Genomic DNA, 16,265 nt, shown 5'->3' with positions numbered 1-16,265 from the left:
GACAGCTATCTGGCCCCGAAGAATCGGTTGTGCATGATCTGGCGGATGGGGGAGAGCAGTCCGTCGAAGGTCACCCGGTCCGACCGGACGGTGTGCAGGCTGGCGTCGCCGCGCCTGGGGTCCTCGCAGATGACGCGCAGCTTCTTGGCGTTGCTGTGCACCGCGCCGAGCGTCAGGGTGGCGGTACCGTCGGCGCCGACGATGCCCCACGGACCGCTGATATCGGACGCCGCGATCTGGCACTTGTTGTCCGGCTTCTCGCCGGTGACCCGGGCGGTGACCTCGGTGCGGCCCTGGATCACGGCCTTGGGTTCGCCATGGGCATCGGTGGCGGCACCCACGGCGAGCACGGTGCCGAGGCTGCCGACCACGGCGACGGTGAGAACGCGGGTGCGCAGTGATCGAGACATAGCACCGATATTGGACCCTGCCTCGTGAGTATTTCGTGATGGCGCGGGATGAACTGCCAATGAACAACGCACCAAACCTGTTCGAGACCGCCATCGACGCGCAGGGTTGCCCTGCAGTATCTTGCATTTCAATCGCTGTGCACCCGACCGGAGTGTTTTCGGCGAGGATCGATTTGCTGTCGGTACGCTGTGCGCCGTTCTATGTGCCCTGATTGGTAGAGCTGGACGGAACCCTCCCGAGGAGGATGTGGTGACTGCAGTTGCTCCAAAGCCCGAACAGAATCTCGAGGCGATCCGCCCGTATCCGCCGCGACACGGTCCCAAGGGCTCGTTCGTCCTCAAGGTGATCACCACAACCGATCCCAAGATGCTCGGGATGATGTACCTGACCACGGCCATCAGCTTCTTCCTGATCGGTGGCCTGATGGCGCTGCTCATGCGTGCCGAGCTGGCCCGGCCGGGTATGCAGTTCCTCTCGACGGAACAGTTCAACCAGCTGTTCACCATGCACGGCACGATCATGCTGCTCTTCTATGCCACCGCCATCGTGTTCGGATTCGCGAATGTGGTGCTGCCGCTCCAGATCGGCGCGCCCGACGTGGCGTTCCCGCGCCTGAACGCGCTCAGCTACTGGCTGTACCTGTTCGGTGGCACCATGGCGACCGCCGGCTTCCTCACCCCGGGCGGTGCGGCCGACTTCGGCTGGACCGCCTACACGCCGCTGTCGGACATCGTGCACGCCCCGGGCGTGGGCGGCGACCTGTGGATTCTGGGTCTGGCCGTCTCCGGCCTGGGCACCATCCTCGGTGGCGTCAATATGATCACCACCGTGGTCTGCCTGCGCTGCCCGGGCATGACGCTGTTCCGGATGCCGGTGTTCGTCTGGACCATCCTGGTGACGAGTTTCCTTGTCCTGATTGCCTTCCCGATCCTCACGGCCGCCCTGTTCGCGCTGGCCTTCGACCGCCACCTGGGCGGGCACATCTACGATCCGTCGAACGGCGGCAGCATCCTCTTCCAGCATTTGTTCTGGTACTTCGGGCATCCCGAGGTGTACATCGTCGCGCTGCCGTTCTTCGGGATCATCTCCGAAGTCATCCCGGTGTTCTCGCGCAAGCCGATCTTCGGCTACACCACCCTGGTCTACGCGACCTTCGCCATCGCGGCGCTGTCGATCGCGGTGTGGGCACACCATATGTACGCGACGGGCGCGGTGCTGCTGCCGTACTTCTCGTTCATGACCTTCCTCATCGCGGTGCCGACCGGTGTGAAGTTCTTCAACTGGATCGGCACCATGTGGCGCGGTCAGCTCACCTTCGAGACGCCCATGCTGTTCGCGGTCGGGTTCATCGTCACCTTCCTCTTCGGTGGTCTGTCGGGTGTCATCCTGGCCTCGCCGCCGCTGGACTTCCACGTGTCCGACACCTACTTCGTGGTCGCGCACTTCCACTACGTGCTCTTCGGCACCATCGCCTTCGCCACCTATGCCGGCATCTACTTCTGGTTCCCGAAGATGACCGGCCGCATGCTCGACGAGCGCCTGGGCAAGTGGCACTTCTGGACCACCTTCCTCGGCTTCCACGCCACCTTCCTGGTCCAGCACTGGCTGGGTGCGCAGGGCATGCCGCGCCGGTACGCCGACTACCTGCCCAGCGACGGATTCACCACGCTGAACACCGTTTCCACCATCGGATCGTTCATTCTGGGCGCGTCGGTGCTGCCGTTCGTGTGGAACGTCTTCAGCTCCTACCGCTACGGCGAGGTCGTGACCGTGGACGACCCGTGGGGCTACGGCAACTCCCTCGAATGGGCGACCTCCTGCCCGCCGCCGCGGCACAACTTCTACGAGCTGCCGCGCATCCGCTCCGAGCGCCCGGCCTTCGAACTGCACTACCCGCACATGAGCGAGCGCATGCGCGCGGAGGCACATGTGGGGTGGGGCTCGAGGCAGCACGCGGTGGAGGAGTTCGAGAAGGCTCCCAGCTAGCTCGTTCCGCACGTCGGGCGCGGCGGCCGTCTCCGGACGGCCGTCGCGCTTTTTTGTGCGCTGAAAAGGAGCATCCCGGCAAGCAAAATTTTAGGTTTGACATAGAGAACGCATTTGGATAAATTTAGGTCCAACCTAGAAATGTCGGCGGAAGCGCCGGGTCTCACCGAAAGGCACTGCCAGTGCGCAAGATTCAGTTCTCCGGCCGTAGTCCCGTCGTCGTCACCGCCGCCGAGCTCGTGCCCGGCCCGGGCCAGCTGCTGGTGCGCACCGAGCTGGCGGGCGTCCACCTCGGGCTGGTGCGCATGCTGCAGCGGGACGGCGGCCCCGACGGCGGTGAGATCGTCGGCACCGTGGTGGCGGCCGGACCGGACCTCGCCGACTGGGTGGGCAAGCGGGTCGGCGGTGTGGTCCTCGAGGGGGCCTACGCCGAATATGCCCTCGCCGCACCGCAATTGATGTCCGAGATCCCCACCTGGGTGGATGCCGCAGACGCGCTCACGCTGGTGCGGGGCGGCGTCATCGCCCTGGGCCTGCTGCGGGCGGCACGGTTCGCCGCCGGGGAGTCGGTGCTGGTCACCGGCGCGGCCAGCGGGGTCGGGCATCTGGCCGTCCAGCTGGCCCGGGCGCTGGGGGCGGTGCGGGTGATCGCGGCCGTCGGCAGCCTGGACAAGGCCGGGTTCCTGCGCGACTGCGGCGCGGACGAGGTCGTCACCTACGCGGACGCCTGGACCGAGCGGGTGGACATCGTCCTCGACGGCGTCGGCGGCGACATGGCGCAACGCTGCGTGGACATCCTCGGCCCGCACGGTCGACTGATCGCCTTCAGCGCGTTCGGCGGAAATATCGACGCGGGCAGCCTGCTCGGCGAGCTGAAGACCGTCGGCGGCTTCTCGATGGGCCTGCTCAGCCGCACCCGGACCGATCTGCTGGAGGGGTGGCGTGCCGAACTGTGGAACCTGCTGGCGTGTGGGCGAATTCGTCCGCGCCACACCATTCTTCCGCTCGACGAGATGGACGCCGCACTCGAGCTCATCGAGACCCGCGGCAATCGGGGCCGGGTCGCGGTGCGCATCGCCTGAAGTCGGGGCGCACCCTCGGAAGCGGGTGCGCACCCCGGCGATTCGTCAGGGGCGAGGCCAGGGCCGCCCGTCGAGGCGCTCGATATCGGTGTTGAAGCGTTCGAGATAGCTCGCGAAGGCGGCCACGTCGTCGGCGGACCAGTTCATCATGACGCGGTCGAGGCCCTCGGTATTGGCCTGACGCTCGGCCTCCAGGGCCTGTTCGCCGGTGTCGGTGATGCGGAATTTGCGGGCGATGCCGCCGATGGGGTCGGGGATGCGGTCGACCAGTCCGGCGCGCAGCAGGGCGGCGGTCTGCCGGTTGACGGTCGAGGTGTCGAGGCCGAAGGCCTCGGTGAGCTGTCCGATGGACATCGGTCCCTCGACGCTGAGGCGGCTGAGCAGGACGTAGGCGCTGCGATCGAGGCGGGTGCCGTCGCGGCGGTAGCGGGCGGCAATGGAGTAGCGGCCGAGCAGCATGGTCTCGAATTCCACGCGGGCCGTGGGTTTTTCGGACGAGACCGGATTTCCGGACGAATCCGCGGGCTGTCCCATGCCGTCCTTTCGTCGCGAGCTGCGGAATCTGTCTATCACAGCGGGAAGAGTGATCGCCGTCCTGGCACCGGCCCGTCCCCTGATCATTCGTCCTTTGCGGCACTAGTCGAATAGCAGCGGACTTGCTGTTGCGGTGCGATACTGTCCGAATTCGGAGCGCGAAACTGCCGCGCTCCGGCGCAATCCGCAGGTCTCGACTCCGGGAGGGACAATGCTTGCCGATTCTCCGGATATTTGCGATACCGCAACGACGTTCGCCGGTAGCTCTACCGACTCGCCCTACGATTGGCAACGGCAGCTACGACGGTGGAACGACACCAGCACGGCCGTCGCGCTGACGCTACCCCAGCTGCTCACGCGGGCCGCCTCCTACGATCCGGAGGCTCCGGCCGTGGTCTCCGGGACCGTCACCCTCACCTACCGCGAGCTCGCAGAGCATTCGAATGCCTTGGCGTGCAAGCTGATCGAGTCGGGTATCGGCCCCGAGGACGTGGTGGCGGTGGCGCTGCTATCGCCCATGCCGGGCTCGCCAATCTGGTGGTGACCCAGGCGCAACGGTGCGACTCCGATCCGGACGCGCGGGTGCTGGCCGCCGCCGCGCCGGGCCGCGAGCTGATCGCCGACCCGTACGGCGTGCCCGGCGACCGGATGTACCGGACCGGGGAGCTGGGCTGCTGGCGCGGTGACGGCGAGCTGGACCACCACGGCCGGCTCGGGTCGCTGCCCATCGGACAGCTCGTCGGCTACGGCACCGCCACCGTGCTGAATACGGCGGGCGCGCTGATCTGACGGAAGTGGCTGCCGCCCGGCAGATTTCGCCGGGCGGCTACCCGATCCGCTCACGCCTGCTGGGTCGGCAGGACCACCACCTGGCGCAGGTTCACGTGCGCCGGACGGCTGGCGGTGTAGGCGATCAGATCGGCGATATCGTCCGCGCGCAGCGACTCCATGAACCCGAACATGCCGTCCAGCTCGCCACTGAGCTCGGCATTGTCGATGTGGCTGCCGAGTTCGGTGTCGGTGAGGCCGGGCTCGATATTGGTGACGCGCACCTTGCGTGCGCCCAGCTCGGTGCGCAGCGTCGCCGACAGCTGGGTGATGGCGGCCTGGGTGGCGCCGTACACCGCGTAGCCGGGGAAGGCCACGTGCGCGCCGATCGAGGAGATGTTGACCAGGTCGGCGGTGCGGCCCGCGTCCGCGGCGGCCAGCAGGTCGGGCAGGAAGGCGCGGATCATGCGCAGGCGCCCGGCCACATTGGTCTCCAGCATGCGGGTCCACTCGTCCTCGCGGCCGTCGGTGATCGGGTTGGGCAGCATGACGCCCGCCGAGTTCACCACCAGGTCGACCGGGCCGAACGCGGCGTGCACCGCGTCCGCCGCGGCGGTCACGCTCGCCGAGTCGGTGACGTCCACCGGCACCGCCAGCGCGATCCCGCCCTCGGCTTCGATCTTGGCGGCCAGGGTGTCGAGCCGGTCCGCGCGCCGCGCCAGCAGTGCCACCCGGGCCCCGTTGCGGGCCAGCAGCAGTGCGGTGGCCTCGCCCATGCCGCTGGCGGCTCCGGCGATGACGGCGGTGCGGCCGGACAGGTTCTCGTAGCTCATGTCGAATGCTCCTTCGCTCTCTGCGTGTGCATTCATCCTGCGAGCGCGCGCGATCGGCAACGAGGGTTGCGGTTTTCCTGGGTCTGCCGGTACCAGGATGGGTTCGTACGCTGGACCCCATGCAGAACGATCTCGGCGACTTCCTGCGCTCGCGCAGCTGGCCGGGGTGATATGTCGGTTACGCACTCCTTGGACTTGCGCCGAGACAGTTGAACCCGACTTTCACCAAGGGTTCCATGCCGGACCGGGACGGTCTCGAGCAGCGAACGACCTTACACGCCAGCAGAATTGGATGAGTTCGCAGCACTCGGACACGCCGGATAGGGGCCGTGCTCACGATCTGTGTCGGCTAGCGGATCGGCACTGTCACGCCGGGCGATGAGGGCTCCCCGTGCAGGATCAGATGGCTTGGAGTGACGTCTTTCTTTTTGCCCATATCGTCATTCTTGTTGCCTTCTTTATCGGGGAGTTCGAAGGCCAGCGGAATCGTGGTAGTGGTGCCGGGAGCGAGCTGGTGGAACTCGCCGTTGTACGGGTGAAGCCTCGCTGTGGCGGTTGCATCGGGGGCTACCGAGCGGCCGTCGACGGTGATCAGGCGCTGAGCGGCGATGGTGAACAGTTGCTGGCGTCCGGATATGTTCGTGACCGTCAGTGTCACGATGGTGTAGACGCGGTCTGCGTTCGCCGGGGCGGTGATAACTACTCCGGAAACCACATCGCTCACGGTGAAGGCGAAACTGCCGTCGTACACCGTGTGCGCCGGGTCTGCGGGCTGACCGCCGATCGTGAACGGCGGCGGACCGGACGCTGTTGTCGCCGAGGAAGAGGACTGCGCCGGGATGCTCGTACCTGGGCCCGACCCGGTGTCGAGGCCGCTGGTAAACAGCCACAGAATCACCGCAGCGATGAGTGCAATCCCGGCCGCCGCCGATATCCATTTGGGTCCCAAAGGATTTCGTCGTGGATCGGAATGTGCGGCAGGGGCAGGTGAGGATGCGTGGGACTGGTGCGTCACTGGGTGAGTCGCCGCCGGGCCGGTGGCAGTTATGACGCGGGTCGGCGGGCTGGGGCCGGGGGCTGCCGAGTCCAGGATCGGTGGGGGCGGTCGTGCCGGTGCAGGCAGGTCCAGGGCGGCTCGCGCGGCAGCGGCGAATTCTCCCGCGCTTGCGTAGCGATTGTCCGGGTTCTTGGCCATGCCGCGGGCGATGACATCGTCGAGCGCGGTCGGGACAGCAGGGGCAGCCTGCGAGGCGTGCGGTGGTTCGGACATCAAATGCGCGTGCATCTGCTGTGCCGGGTTGCCGCTGAAGGGCGGATGCCGGGTGAGGGCTTCGTAGAGTACACAGGCCAGTGAATAGATATCGGAGCGCGCGTCGAGCGTGCCGGTGAACCGCTCCGGTGCCATATATTCCAACGTGCCCACGACCAGACCGGTGGCTGTGAGTGCGGTGCTGTCGGCGGCGCGGGCGATACCGAAGTCGATCAGGTACACGAAACCGGTGGTGTGCTCGAGGATATTGCCCGGCTTGACATCCCGATGGATAAGTCCCGTCGCGTGTGCGGCATCCAGCGCCTCGGCTGCCTGGGCGATGACCTCCACAGCCCGAGCCGGAGCCATGGTGCCTGACCGCAGGCGCGCGGCCAGGTCGATGCCTTCGATGTAGGCCATCTCCAGGAACAGATGCCCGTTGATTTCACCGAAGGCGCGAATGGGCACGATATGCGGGTGGTGCAGCTGAGCCCCCAACCGAGCCTCTCGCTCGAAGCGCCGCCGATAGCCCTGATCTGCCGAGTTCGCGGCAGACAACACCTTCACCGCTACGGTGCTGCCGGTACGGTCGCGCGCCAGCCATACCTCGCCCATGCCGCCACTTCCCAGCAAGCGCTCGAGACGATAGGTCCCGAACGAGCCGCCGTGCTGCCCGGACATGCTCTGACCGTACCCCCGGAACAGACCGCTGCACGACCGCGACGGCACCGGGTGTACACCAGCGCCCGTTACCGGATGCCCTATCGCAGCGATGACCCTGGGAAACCTTGACAGACGTGGAATCTGAGTGTGGATATGAAACGGGTTGTCGACGCCTACGGTGGCTACGACGTGACCGGTGGCCGGGTTATCCGGTACTTGCCGATATCCAGGAGCTCCGATGGGTCGGTATTGCGCTCGGCCGATCGGATACGAGACAAGCGGCCGCGATAGAAGCTGAGCACCGTATCGCGTGCCTCCGCGGACTGGTGCCGAAGTCCTGGACCTGGCGAGCGCGCCGAGTCCCGGTGTGTCCTGCTGCGAGCGTGCGAGCGCGCGCGATCGGCAACGAGGGTTGCGGTTTTCCTGGGTCTGCCGGTACCAGGATGGGTTCGTACGCTGGACCCCATGCAGAACGATCTCGGCGACTTCCTGCGCTCGCGCCGCTCCCGCATCCAGCCCGCGGACGCGGGGCTGCGCGAATACGGCCGCCGCCGGGTCCCCGGCCTGCGCCGTGAGGAGGTGGCGCAGCTGGCCGGGGTGAGCGTCGACTACTACATCCGCCTGGAACAGGGCCGCGGCAAACATGTTTCGGATGCCGTGCTCGACGCGGTCGCCCGTGCCCTGCGGCTGAGTGATCAGGAGCGGCTGCACCTGTACGCGCTGGCCCGGCCGGGCGGCACCGTCGACGCGCATCCGACCACCGTGTCCAGCGTCTACAGCGACAACGTCCACCCCGGTGTCCGGCTGGTGCTCGACGCCCTCACCGCGCCCGCCTTCGTGCTGGGGCGGCGCATGGATGTGCTGGCCTGGAATACCCTGGGCGACTTGGTATCCGGCTTCTCGCGAATACCCGCCGCAGAACGCAACCAGGCGCGTTACCTGTTCCTGGATCCCGCCGCATCCACCTTCTATCCCGACTGGGAGACGGTGGCCGGCGAGACCGTCGCGTTCCTGCGGCGCGATGCGGGACTGCATCCCGACGATCCGCGGGTGGCGGCGCTGGTCGGGGAACTCTCCGCCCGCAGCGCGGTCTTCCGGCGGCTGTGGGCCGCGCATCCGATCAAGGAGAAGACGCGCGGCGCCAAGCTGATTCAACATGCCGAGGCAGGGCGGCTGGAACTCGGCTACGAAACCCTCGCGCTGCCGGGCGATCCCGATCAGCTGCTGGTCGTGTACACCGCCGCGCCGGAGTCACCGGCCGCGGCGGCGCTGGCCCGGCTCGCCGGGCTGCACTCCGTGCGCGCCTGAACCAGCGGTCGACTATCAGTTCGTGGCAATGGATTTGCGGTGCACCGGGCCGTGTGCGTCCTGGCAGTGCGGGACGTGGTCGTGCTCGGTGTCCGGGCATTCCGCGTGGTCGGTGTAGTCGACCTGGAGCACGCTGTGATCGATGTGGTGCTTGTCGGAGAGCATGCCGGCGACCGCGGCGCGCACCGCCTGGCTGTCGGTGCCGGGCGCGACCAGGATGTGCGCCGACAGTGACGGGGTACCGGAGGTGATCTCCCAGATGTGCAGGTCGTGCACCTCGATGACGCAGTCCACCTCGGCCATCTCCCGGCCGATCTCGATCGGGTCGAGGTGGGCGGGCGCGGCCTCGAGGAAGATGCGGCCCGAGGCGCGGACCAGGCTGACGCCGGCCTTCACCATGAGCACCACCACGATCAGGGTGGCGATGCCGTCGGCGCGGGCGAAGCCGGTGAGCATGATGATCAGACCGGCGACCGCGGTGGCGATGAAGGCGAAGAGGTCGTTGAGGATGTGCTGATACGCGCCCTCGACATTGAGACTGGTCCGGTTGGCGCGGCTGATCATCCAGCCGGCCAGCACGTTCACCACGATGCCGACCAGTGCGGTGGCCAGCACCAGGCCACCGGTCACCTCGGGCGGGTTGATCAGGCGGCGGACGGCCTCGTAGGTGAGCCAGGCCGCCAGGCCCAGCAGGGTCAGGCCATTGGCCTGGGCGGAGAGGATCTCGGCGCGCTTCCAGCCGTAGGTCATGCGGCCCGCGGCGGGCCGGGCCGCCAGCCGGATGGCCCACAGCGCCAGCACGATCGAGGCCGCGTCGGTGAGCATGTGGGCGGCGTCGGAGAGCAGTGCCAGCGAGCTGGCGACCAGGCCGACCACGACCTCACCGAGCAGGAACGCCACGATGACCGCCAGCGCGCCGGCCAGCCAGCGCTTGTCGCTGTCGGCGGTCGCGCCGTGTGCATGTCCGGCGTGGTCATGCCCGTGTGAATGCTCGTGCCCGCCCATAACCCTCCTTCGTGTAGTGCCCGACGAACACCATATGCATGAATCGCTATGTATGCAATGTTTGTGACACGTCCGATTCGGGTGGTTTGCCCGGAGAAAGCTCCGCCCTCTTCATGAGAGGTCGCGGAACGTCATGAGGAACCCGGCGAACGCGATCACGAACAATGCGACGAACCCGGCTGCCCGCAGCCACAGCCAGGGCCAGTCCCGGACCCACAGCCCGGTGAGCATGACCCCGACCAGCATCAGCGCCCCATAGAACGGCGTCCGCTGCGGATGGCGACCCATAGCTCCTGCATACGCCTGTTCCGGGGATCGAGCACTCGCGGCACGCCGGGTTCGCGCGGGATCGGTTCGCCTATAACTGCTCCGCGGGCGTCCCGCATCGCTGGTGGGCGCACACGCCCGAGATCACGACACGGCCGGTGCCGGTGGCCGACGCGCTGGTGATTCGCCGGCGGCCGCACCGTTCCAACCTGACAGCGCCCCGTCCGAGGGCCGAAAAGCCTAGAATCACAAGGGTGGACGCAATTCTGACAACCATCGGTGTGGTCGTGGTTATCGGCATCTCCGGCGCGGCCTATGCCGCATTTCTGTTGCTACGCGGTCGTAAATAGTTCGGGGGCAACGGGTTCGCGTTGCCGGGCGGTCAACCCTGGACTCGGGGCCAGGGGTAGAAGGCCAGGTGGATGAGCAGCACCACCAGTGCGGCCAGCAGGATGGCGGCGATCGGGTGGGCGCGGCGCTCCAGGTAGCCGATGGTGCGAAACAGGGTGGGGAAGGGCACATCTCGGCTGAAGAACATGGCCAGAATGCTGGGCACGATGACCCACATCAGGGCGATCAGTCCGTAGAGGACGTACGCACCCAGGTAGGACTGCGGGTGCATGCCACGGTCGGTCGCGGCGAACAGGACACCGAAGACGAAGGTGCCCACCGCGGCCAGCAGATACCCCGCGCCCAGCAGGGTGATCGGCGAATACGGGTTGGTGACACGGCCGTTCACGGTGAGGGTGCGCCCGGCGACCAGCTGTGGAGTGGGCTCGGGCGGGGTGGCCAGTTGCGGGACAGCGTAATACGCCAGCAGCACGATCACCGACACGACGATGAGCCGGACGAACGAGTGCTGAGTCTCCAGATGTCCGATGGTGTTCGAGATGGTCGGCCAGCTCGCCAGTCCGAAGACCGACGCCAGCTCCGAGGTGGCGATCGCCAATCCCGCGAGGCCCCACATGCAATAGCCCCAGAATTCCACCGAGCGCCCCGCCGCTGTCGGTACGGCCGCGCTGCCGACATCCTCCGTCATGCTGCCGTTGTATCACTAAAACGGGGGTCTACCTGGGAGCATGCACAGTCGATGCCGGGTTGTCACGGGTCCGACATCTAACGGTACCGGCGGGTCGGTTCGAGTGCGCCACAGCTGGTTTCGGCTCCCCCTGGCGGCCCGCCGGTGTACCGGCTATTTGCCGTCGGCGGTCAGGCGACCGGCCGTGCCCCAGCTGTCGGCGGGGGTCTCGTGGATCCACACCTGCACGGCCTCGGCGGGAATCTGATAGGCGTCCACGAAGGCGTCGGTGATGCGGCGGACCAGGTCCCGCTTCAGCTCGACGGTGCGCGGGCCCTGCTGCACGGTGACGATGGGCATGACTGTTCTCCTTCGCGAAAACTGCTGGGATACCGGCCATCTCGGAACCCGGGGTTCCGATCTCCGATCCGTTCGGCGGCCTGAGAACAGTTCACCGGAAAACCACACCCCGACCAATGAGCAGGTCGTTCGCGCAGCGATAAGCGATCCTTATCGCCTGTGCGCCCGCGAGATCCCTACGCGCGCGCGAGCAGAGCGCCCAGCAGGCGCAGATTCGGCGACGCCGCATCCGCCCGCACCGCCAGCGCGATGGGCAGGGTCAGACCCGCATCGGCGAAGGGGCGGAAGGCGACCCGCGCGTTGTGGACCTGCCGCGCATTCGATGCGTAGACCACCGTCCACATGGGCGAGCCCGCGCCGATGGCGGCCAGGGTGTCCTGGAGGGTGGTGGAGGTGGGCGCGGGCACCGGCTCGAATCCGGCGCGCACACACGCGTTCAGCACCAGATCCACCAGCGCTGGGTGGTTGCGCCGTTCGGTCAGCCGCAGCGGCACCGTGGCCAGGTCCGCCAGCCGGACCGAATCCTGGGTCGCCAGTGCGTGTTTGGCGGGCAGAGCCACCACCAGCGGATCGTCCCAGGCGGGCAGGAAGTCCAGTTCCGGGCTCTCACCGGGTTCCGGCGAGCGCACGAAGGCGGCGTCCAGACCGCCGTCCGCCACCCGGGCCAGCCGATCCCGCACCGGCAGCGCCACCAGCTCGACCTGCACCTGCGGCGCCTGCTCGGCGAAGGCATCCAGGACCGCGTCCAGGCGCTCGCCCAGCCCGGTCACCGTGCCCAGCCGGAACACCTCCGCGCGGCCACCCGCCAGGCCGGCCACGCTGGCCCGGGCCTGATCGGCCGCGGCCAGCACACCCCGTGCCGCAGGCAGGAAGCGCAACCCGGCCTCGGTCAGCCGCACCCGCCGCGGCGACCGGTCCAGCAATTGCACGCCCAGATCCCGTTCCAGCCGCCGCACCTGCTGGCTCACCGCGGGCTGCGCGATGTGCAAGCGCTCGGCCGCTCGCCCGAAGTGCAACTCCTCGGCGACGGTCACGAAATACCGCAACTGACGCAATTCCACGAGCCCATGGAACCATCAGTGCCCGCCCGGGGCCGTGGCGAGGCGGCGGGGTCGGCGTGACCGGCGGGGTCAGGCCAGGTAGCGGCCGTACCAGTCGAGCACCCGGTGCCAGGCCTCGGCGGCGGCGGTGGGCTGGTAGCGGGGGCCGGTGTCGTTGAAGAAGGCGTGGTCGGCATTGTCGGCCACGAAACTCTCGTGCGGGAGCCCCGCCTTGTCCAGGGCCGCCTCGGCGGCCGGGCGGGAGGCGTCGACCCGGCTGTCCAGCGCGCCGTAGACGGCCAGCACCGCGGCCTTGGATCCGGTGACCTCGCCGCCGTCGGGGAACGGGCCGTAGAAGGGGGTGGCGGCCGCGAGTTCGGGAGTGCCCGAGGTGAGCAGCAGCCAGGTCAGACCGCCGCCGAAGCAGAAACCGGTGGCGCCCAGCTTCTTTCCGGGCACGCGGCGCTGCAGCTCGGTCAGGCCCGCGCGCAGATCGGCGACGAATCGGTCCTGGGGGATCTTGCCGAGCGCGGCGGTGGCGGCCGCCTGATCGGTGAAGGTGGCGGTGCCACCCTCCTCGGAGAGCAGATCCACCGCGAGCGCCGAGTACCCGACGCCCGCGAAACGCCCTGTCACCGAACGGATGTGGTCGGTCAGGCCGCGGTTCTCGTGGATGACGAGCACGCCGCCCATGGGCTGGGACGCCTCGGCCCACGCGGCCTGCAGGGTGCGGCCCTCGGGTCCGGCGAAGGTGATCGCGGTGGGCTGCAGGGCCGTCGCGGTGCCGGGCGGTGCGGCCGGCGGGGACGCGGACGAGCTCGCGGCGGCCGTCGTGGGGGAGGACTGCTTGCCCGAGTCGGCGCAGGCCGCCAGCAGCGCCACGGCCGCCGGTGTCCCCATGCCGAGCAGCCCCAGCCGGCGTAGCGCTTCCCGGCGGCTGAGCAGGCCCTCGGCGTGATCGGTGGCGATTTCCTCTGCGATATAGCGCTGCAGCGGCGTCATGCCCTCAGCCTAGGCCGCCGGACCGGTCCGGTCTCGGCCGAAACGCTGTGGATCTGCCGTCTGCCAAGATGTCTGAATGATTGCCACCATGGCTGCGGTCGCAAACTCCGCGGCCGAGGTCACCGGTAGGCGGAAATGTCGAAGGCGCCGTTGCTCTGGCGGAACGAGACCGCTGAGTCCGGCCAGAGCAGCGTGACGCGACCGGTCTGTTCGTCGCGGTACCAGCTCGTGCAGCGGCCCTGGGTCCACACCGTGTCGCGGGCGCGCTCCTCGATATCGAGCATGGAGGAGCGGACCGCCTCTGGCGTGACCTCCAGGACGGTGTCCGCGCTGGAGGCGAGATGGTCCAGCGCGCTGAGCACGTAGTCGATCTGGGTCTCGATCACATAGATCGCGGAGTTGTGGCCCAGCGCCGCGTTCGGGCCGTCCAGCACATACATATTGGGGAAGCCGTCCACGGTGGTCGACGCGTGCGCGACCATGCCGTTGCTCCAGCGCTCGGACAGCAGCGAGGTGCGGCCCCGGATGTGCTTGGCGATCGACGGCCGGGTGGCGTTGAAACCGGTGGCGAAGACCAGGATCTCGAGATCGTAGGTGTGCCCGCTCGCGGCGATGGCCAGGCCGTCGTCGATGCGGGTCAGCTCGGTCGGTTCCAGGTGGACGGTGTCCAGCTGCAGGGCCGCGTAGTAGTCGTCGGAGAAAAGGATTCGCTTGCAGCCGATTTCGTAGTCGGGCGTGAGCCGCTGCCGCAGGCGTGGATCGCGGACCTGGGCCGCCAGATGGTCCGTGGCGCGCTGGTGCAGCAGATCGATCTCCGGGTGGCGGCGGCGCCGGGCGGCGATGTTGAGCTCGGCCTCGGCGAACAGCTCGTCGCGCAGCTCGGTGATGGTCCGCGGGTCGGCGGCGAAGCTCGACAGCTCGTCGGGGGTGTAGAAGCGGTCCCCGCGCGGCAGCACATAGGGCGCCGAGCGCTGGAAGACCACGACCTCGCTGGCCTCGCCCGCGAGCCGCGGCAGGATCTGGACCGCGGACGCGCCGGTGCCCACCAGGCCGACCCGCTTGCCGACCAGCGACACCTTCGGATTCCACCGCGCCGAATGCCAGCGCCGGCCACCGAAATTCTCCAGCTCCGCGACCAGGGGGATCCGGGGTTCGGTCAGCCGTCCGGTGGCGATGATCAGGGTGGCGGCCGAGAAGTCGCCGCGGGAGGTCCGGACGAACCAGCGCGCTTCGGCTTCGACCCACTCCGCCTGTTCCAGCGCGCAATTCAGCCGCAGATACGGTTCCAGCGCCTCCTGCTGGACGCACGACCGCAGGTAGGCGTGGATTTCCGCGCCCTCGGCGAACACCCGCGACCACCGCGGATTCGGCCGGAACGAAAAGGAATACAGGTGGGCGGGGATATCGCAGGCCACGCCCGGATAGCGGTTGTCGCGCCAGGTGCCGCCCACATCGTCGGCCTGCTCGATGATGACGAAGGAGTCCCGGCCCCGGCGGGCGAGCTGGATGCCCATGCCGATACCCGCGAAACCCGCGCCGACGATCAGCACGTCGACCCGTTCGAGGCTCGAATGTCCTTCGGCGGTGGCCGGATCCGTGCTCTCAGGCATGGCCGTACCGGGTGGTGCGGCGGCGCAGCGAGCGTCCCAGCCCCGCGGCGATCCGATCGACATCGGTGACGGTGAGGCTCAGCCCGGCCTCCGGGCCGGACTCCGGCGCGAGCCGGCCGTCGAGCAGCAGACCGCCGAGATCGTTCGCGCCGCCGCGCAGCAGTTCGACCGCCACCGCCAGCCCCAGCCGGGGCCACGCGGCCTGAATATTGTCGATGCGCCCGTGCAGGAGCAGCCGCGCGACGGCGTGCACCGCCCGCGTCTGCCGCCGGAGCGCTTCGGGCACAACGGGATCGAGGAAGCCGGACGCCGCGGTCACGGGAACCATGGGCATGGCGATGAATTCGGTGAAGCCGCCGGTGCGGTCCTGGATATCGGCGAGCAGCCGCAGGTGGGCCACCTGCTGCGCGGGGGTCTCCACATGCCCGTAGACCATGGTCGAGGTGGAGGTCAGGCCCGCGCGGTGGGCGGTCTCGATCACCTCCACCCAGCGGCTCACGGGCAGATCCGGGCTGCCCTTCAACCGGGCGCGGACATCGTCGTCGAGGATGCGCGCACCGGTGCCGGGAACCGATCCGAGGCCGGAATCCTTGGCCCGCACCAGGAACTCGTCCAAGGGCAGTGCGCGGCGCGCGGCGCCGTCGAGCAGTTCCTCCGGGCGGAAGGCGTGCAGGTGCAGGGGAGCGGTCTCGGTGATGGCGGCGATCAGCGCCAGATAGTCGTCATCGCTGTCGGCGGGCAGCGGGCCCTGCATGCAGATCTCGGTGGCGCCCAGCGCGTGCGCTTCGGACACCAGCGCGGTCAGTCGCTCCCGCGCCGCGGAGCCGGAGACCACGGCGGTATCCAGATTCCGGTTCACGACATAGGTGAGGGCATCGCCGACCGTCCGCTGCCGGAGCGCATCGGCCAGCTCGCACAACCGCTCCAGCTCGGAGCCGTCCGCGTGCAGCAGCGCGATGTATCCCGCGTCCGGCAGGCCCGCCGGATTCCGCTCCGCTTCCGCGAGCCACTCCCGCACCCGCCCCGCATCGGACAAGCCAACCTCGGCGACACCACGATCCACGATCGCCACGATACCGCCGCCCCTCCGGGCGTCCCGGCCCGCTCGGTGTCGCGAACACCCGGCCCC

Annotated in this window: 17 protein-coding genes; 5 read left to right on the top strand and 12 right to left on the bottom strand. The window is 68.4% G+C overall.

Annotated elements, in window-relative coordinates:
- Positions 1 to 5: 5 nt before the first annotated feature.
- Positions 6 to 410, bottom strand: a complete 405-nt coding sequence (locus tag ACFXIV_RS05345; RefSeq protein WP_379397797.1) for a hypothetical protein — start codon at positions 408 to 410, stop codon at positions 6 to 8.
- Positions 411 to 660: 250 nt separating this feature from the next.
- On the opposite strand from ACFXIV_RS05345, the gene ctaD reads away from it, so the two are divergent.
- A complete protein-coding gene (gene ctaD, locus ACFXIV_RS05340) occupies positions 661 to 2,397 on the top strand; it encodes a cytochrome c oxidase subunit I (RefSeq protein ID WP_379397795.1) in 1,737 nt (578 codons plus the stop codon).
- A gap of 182 nt (positions 2,398 to 2,579) precedes the next feature.
- Complete coding sequence (locus tag ACFXIV_RS05335) at positions 2,580 to 3,479, top strand: zinc-binding alcohol dehydrogenase family protein (protein WP_379397793.1); 900 nt, start codon at positions 2,580 to 2,582, stop codon at positions 3,477 to 3,479.
- A gap of 45 nt (positions 3,480 to 3,524) precedes the next feature.
- Here the strand turns inward: ACFXIV_RS05335 and ACFXIV_RS05330 are convergent, their stop codons facing one another.
- Positions 3,525 to 4,013 (bottom strand): MarR family winged helix-turn-helix transcriptional regulator, encoded by a 489-nt coding sequence (locus ACFXIV_RS05330; RefSeq protein ID WP_379397791.1) that lies wholly within the window; start codon positions 4,011 to 4,013, stop codon positions 3,525 to 3,527.
- Between the two features lie 211 nt (positions 4,014 to 4,224).
- Here ACFXIV_RS05330 and ACFXIV_RS05325 point away from each other — a divergent pair, with 211 nt between their 5' ends.
- The gene (locus tag ACFXIV_RS05325; RefSeq protein WP_379397789.1) at positions 4,225 to 4,557 is read left to right on the top strand and encodes an AMP-binding protein; all 333 of its coding nucleotides are present in this window, start codon (positions 4,225 to 4,227) and stop codon (positions 4,555 to 4,557) included.
- Positions 4,554 to 4,802, top strand: a complete 249-nt coding sequence (locus tag ACFXIV_RS05320; RefSeq protein WP_379397787.1) for a hypothetical protein — start codon at positions 4,554 to 4,556, stop codon at positions 4,800 to 4,802. Before ACFXIV_RS05325 ends, ACFXIV_RS05320 begins: the two co-directional genes overlap by 4 nt.
- Before the next feature lie 50 nt (positions 4,803 to 4,852).
- Here ACFXIV_RS05320 and ACFXIV_RS05315 read toward each other — a convergent pair whose 3' ends face one another.
- On the bottom strand, positions 4,853 to 5,614 hold the full coding sequence (locus tag ACFXIV_RS05315) for an SDR family oxidoreductase (RefSeq protein WP_379397785.1): 762 nt from the start codon (positions 5,612 to 5,614) through the stop codon (positions 4,853 to 4,855).
- A gap of 349 nt (positions 5,615 to 5,963) precedes the next feature.
- Positions 5,964 to 7,544, bottom strand: a complete 1,581-nt coding sequence (locus ACFXIV_RS05310; RefSeq protein WP_379397783.1) for a serine/threonine-protein kinase — start codon at positions 7,542 to 7,544, stop codon at positions 5,964 to 5,966.
- Between the two features lie 447 nt (positions 7,545 to 7,991).
- Between ACFXIV_RS05310 and ACFXIV_RS05305 the strand changes: the two genes are divergently transcribed.
- On the top strand, positions 7,992 to 8,834 hold the full coding sequence (locus ACFXIV_RS05305; protein WP_379397781.1) for a helix-turn-helix transcriptional regulator: 843 nt from the start codon (positions 7,992 to 7,994) through the stop codon (positions 8,832 to 8,834).
- Between the two features lie 15 nt (positions 8,835 to 8,849).
- Here the strand turns inward: ACFXIV_RS05305 and ACFXIV_RS05300 are convergent, their stop codons facing one another.
- The 8 genes from ACFXIV_RS05300 to ACFXIV_RS05265 form a co-directional block, all read right to left on the bottom strand.
- On the bottom strand, positions 8,850 to 9,839 hold the full coding sequence (locus tag ACFXIV_RS05300) for a cation diffusion facilitator family transporter (RefSeq protein WP_379397779.1): 990 nt from the start codon (positions 9,837 to 9,839) through the stop codon (positions 8,850 to 8,852).
- A 111-nt stretch (positions 9,840 to 9,950) separates the two neighbouring features.
- The gene (locus tag ACFXIV_RS05295; RefSeq protein ID WP_354830724.1) at positions 9,951 to 10,127 is read right to left on the bottom strand and encodes a hypothetical protein; all 177 of its coding nucleotides are present in this window, start codon (positions 10,125 to 10,127) and stop codon (positions 9,951 to 9,953) included.
- A gap of 361 nt (positions 10,128 to 10,488) precedes the next feature.
- On the bottom strand, positions 10,489 to 11,145 hold the full coding sequence (locus ACFXIV_RS05290; RefSeq protein WP_379397777.1) for a hypothetical protein: 657 nt from the start codon (positions 11,143 to 11,145) through the stop codon (positions 10,489 to 10,491).
- A gap of 153 nt (positions 11,146 to 11,298) precedes the next feature.
- Positions 11,299 to 11,484: a 4-oxalocrotonate tautomerase DmpI gene (dmpI, locus tag ACFXIV_RS05285; RefSeq protein WP_036545806.1), complete on the bottom strand. Its 186-nt coding sequence runs from the start codon at positions 11,482 to 11,484 to the stop codon at positions 11,299 to 11,301.
- A gap of 176 nt (positions 11,485 to 11,660) precedes the next feature.
- Complete coding sequence (locus ACFXIV_RS05280; RefSeq protein WP_379397775.1) at positions 11,661 to 12,545, bottom strand: LysR substrate-binding domain-containing protein; 885 nt, start codon at positions 12,543 to 12,545, stop codon at positions 11,661 to 11,663.
- 69 nt (positions 12,546 to 12,614) lie between these two features.
- Positions 12,615 to 13,526: a dienelactone hydrolase family protein gene (locus ACFXIV_RS05275; protein WP_379397773.1), complete on the bottom strand. Its 912-nt coding sequence runs from the start codon at positions 13,524 to 13,526 to the stop codon at positions 12,615 to 12,617.
- 119 nt (positions 13,527 to 13,645) lie between these two features.
- The gene (locus ACFXIV_RS05270) at positions 13,646 to 15,136 is read right to left on the bottom strand and encodes a flavin-containing monooxygenase (RefSeq protein ID WP_379397771.1); all 1,491 of its coding nucleotides are present in this window, start codon (positions 15,134 to 15,136) and stop codon (positions 13,646 to 13,648) included.
- Positions 15,129 to 16,199 carry an FO synthase gene (locus tag ACFXIV_RS05265; RefSeq protein ID WP_379397770.1) on the bottom strand — a complete coding sequence of 357 codons (1,071 nt, stop codon included), beginning with the start codon at positions 16,197 to 16,199 and terminating at the stop codon, positions 15,129 to 15,131. Before ACFXIV_RS05265 ends, ACFXIV_RS05270 begins: the two co-directional genes overlap by 8 nt.
- Positions 16,200 to 16,265 lie beyond the last annotated feature (66 nt).

The sequence above is a fragment of the Nocardia sp. NPDC059236 genome (assembly GCF_042754085.1).
Classification (GTDB): domain Bacteria; phylum Actinomycetota; class Actinomycetes; order Mycobacteriales; family Mycobacteriaceae; genus Nocardia.
This window is presented reverse-complemented; position numbering and strand designations above follow the sequence as displayed.

What these genes read in the sequence shown, in the direction of transcription:
- ACFXIV_RS05345 (WP_379397797.1), bottom strand. Translation starts at nt 410, where the DNA reads ATGTCTCGATCACTGCGCACCCGCGTTCTCACCGTCGCCGTGGTCGGC.
- ACFXIV_RS05330 (WP_379397791.1), bottom strand. Translation starts at nt 4,013, where the DNA reads ATGGGACAGCCCGCGGATTCGTCCGGAAATCCGGTCTCGTCCGAAAAA.
- ACFXIV_RS05325 (WP_379397789.1), top strand. Translation starts at nt 4,225, where the DNA reads ATGCTTGCCGATTCTCCGGATATTTGCGATACCGCAACGACGTTCGCC.
- ACFXIV_RS05315 (WP_379397785.1), bottom strand. Translation starts at nt 5,614, where the DNA reads ATGAGCTACGAGAACCTGTCCGGCCGCACCGCCGTCATCGCCGGAGCC.
- ACFXIV_RS05310 (WP_379397783.1), bottom strand. Translation starts at nt 7,544, where the DNA reads ATGTCCGGGCAGCACGGCGGCTCGTTCGGGACCTATCGTCTCGAGCGC.
- ACFXIV_RS05305 (WP_379397781.1), top strand. Translation starts at nt 7,992, where the DNA reads ATGCAGAACGATCTCGGCGACTTCCTGCGCTCGCGCCGCTCCCGCATC.
- ACFXIV_RS05300 (WP_379397779.1), bottom strand. Translation starts at nt 9,839, where the DNA reads ATGGGCGGGCACGAGCATTCACACGGGCATGACCACGCCGGACATGCA.
- ACFXIV_RS05295 (WP_354830724.1), bottom strand. Translation starts at nt 10,127, where the DNA reads ATGGGTCGCCATCCGCAGCGGACGCCGTTCTATGGGGCGCTGATGCTG.
- ACFXIV_RS05290 (WP_379397777.1), bottom strand. Translation starts at nt 11,145, where the DNA reads ATGACGGAGGATGTCGGCAGCGCGGCCGTACCGACAGCGGCGGGGCGC.
- dmpI (WP_036545806.1), bottom strand. Translation starts at nt 11,484, where the DNA reads ATGCCCATCGTCACCGTGCAGCAGGGCCCGCGCACCGTCGAGCTGAAG.
- ACFXIV_RS05275 (WP_379397773.1), bottom strand. Translation starts at nt 13,526, where the DNA reads ATGACGCCGCTGCAGCGCTATATCGCAGAGGAAATCGCCACCGATCAC.
- ACFXIV_RS05270 (WP_379397771.1), bottom strand. Translation starts at nt 15,136, where the DNA reads ATGCCTGAGAGCACGGATCCGGCCACCGCCGAAGGACATTCGAGCCTC.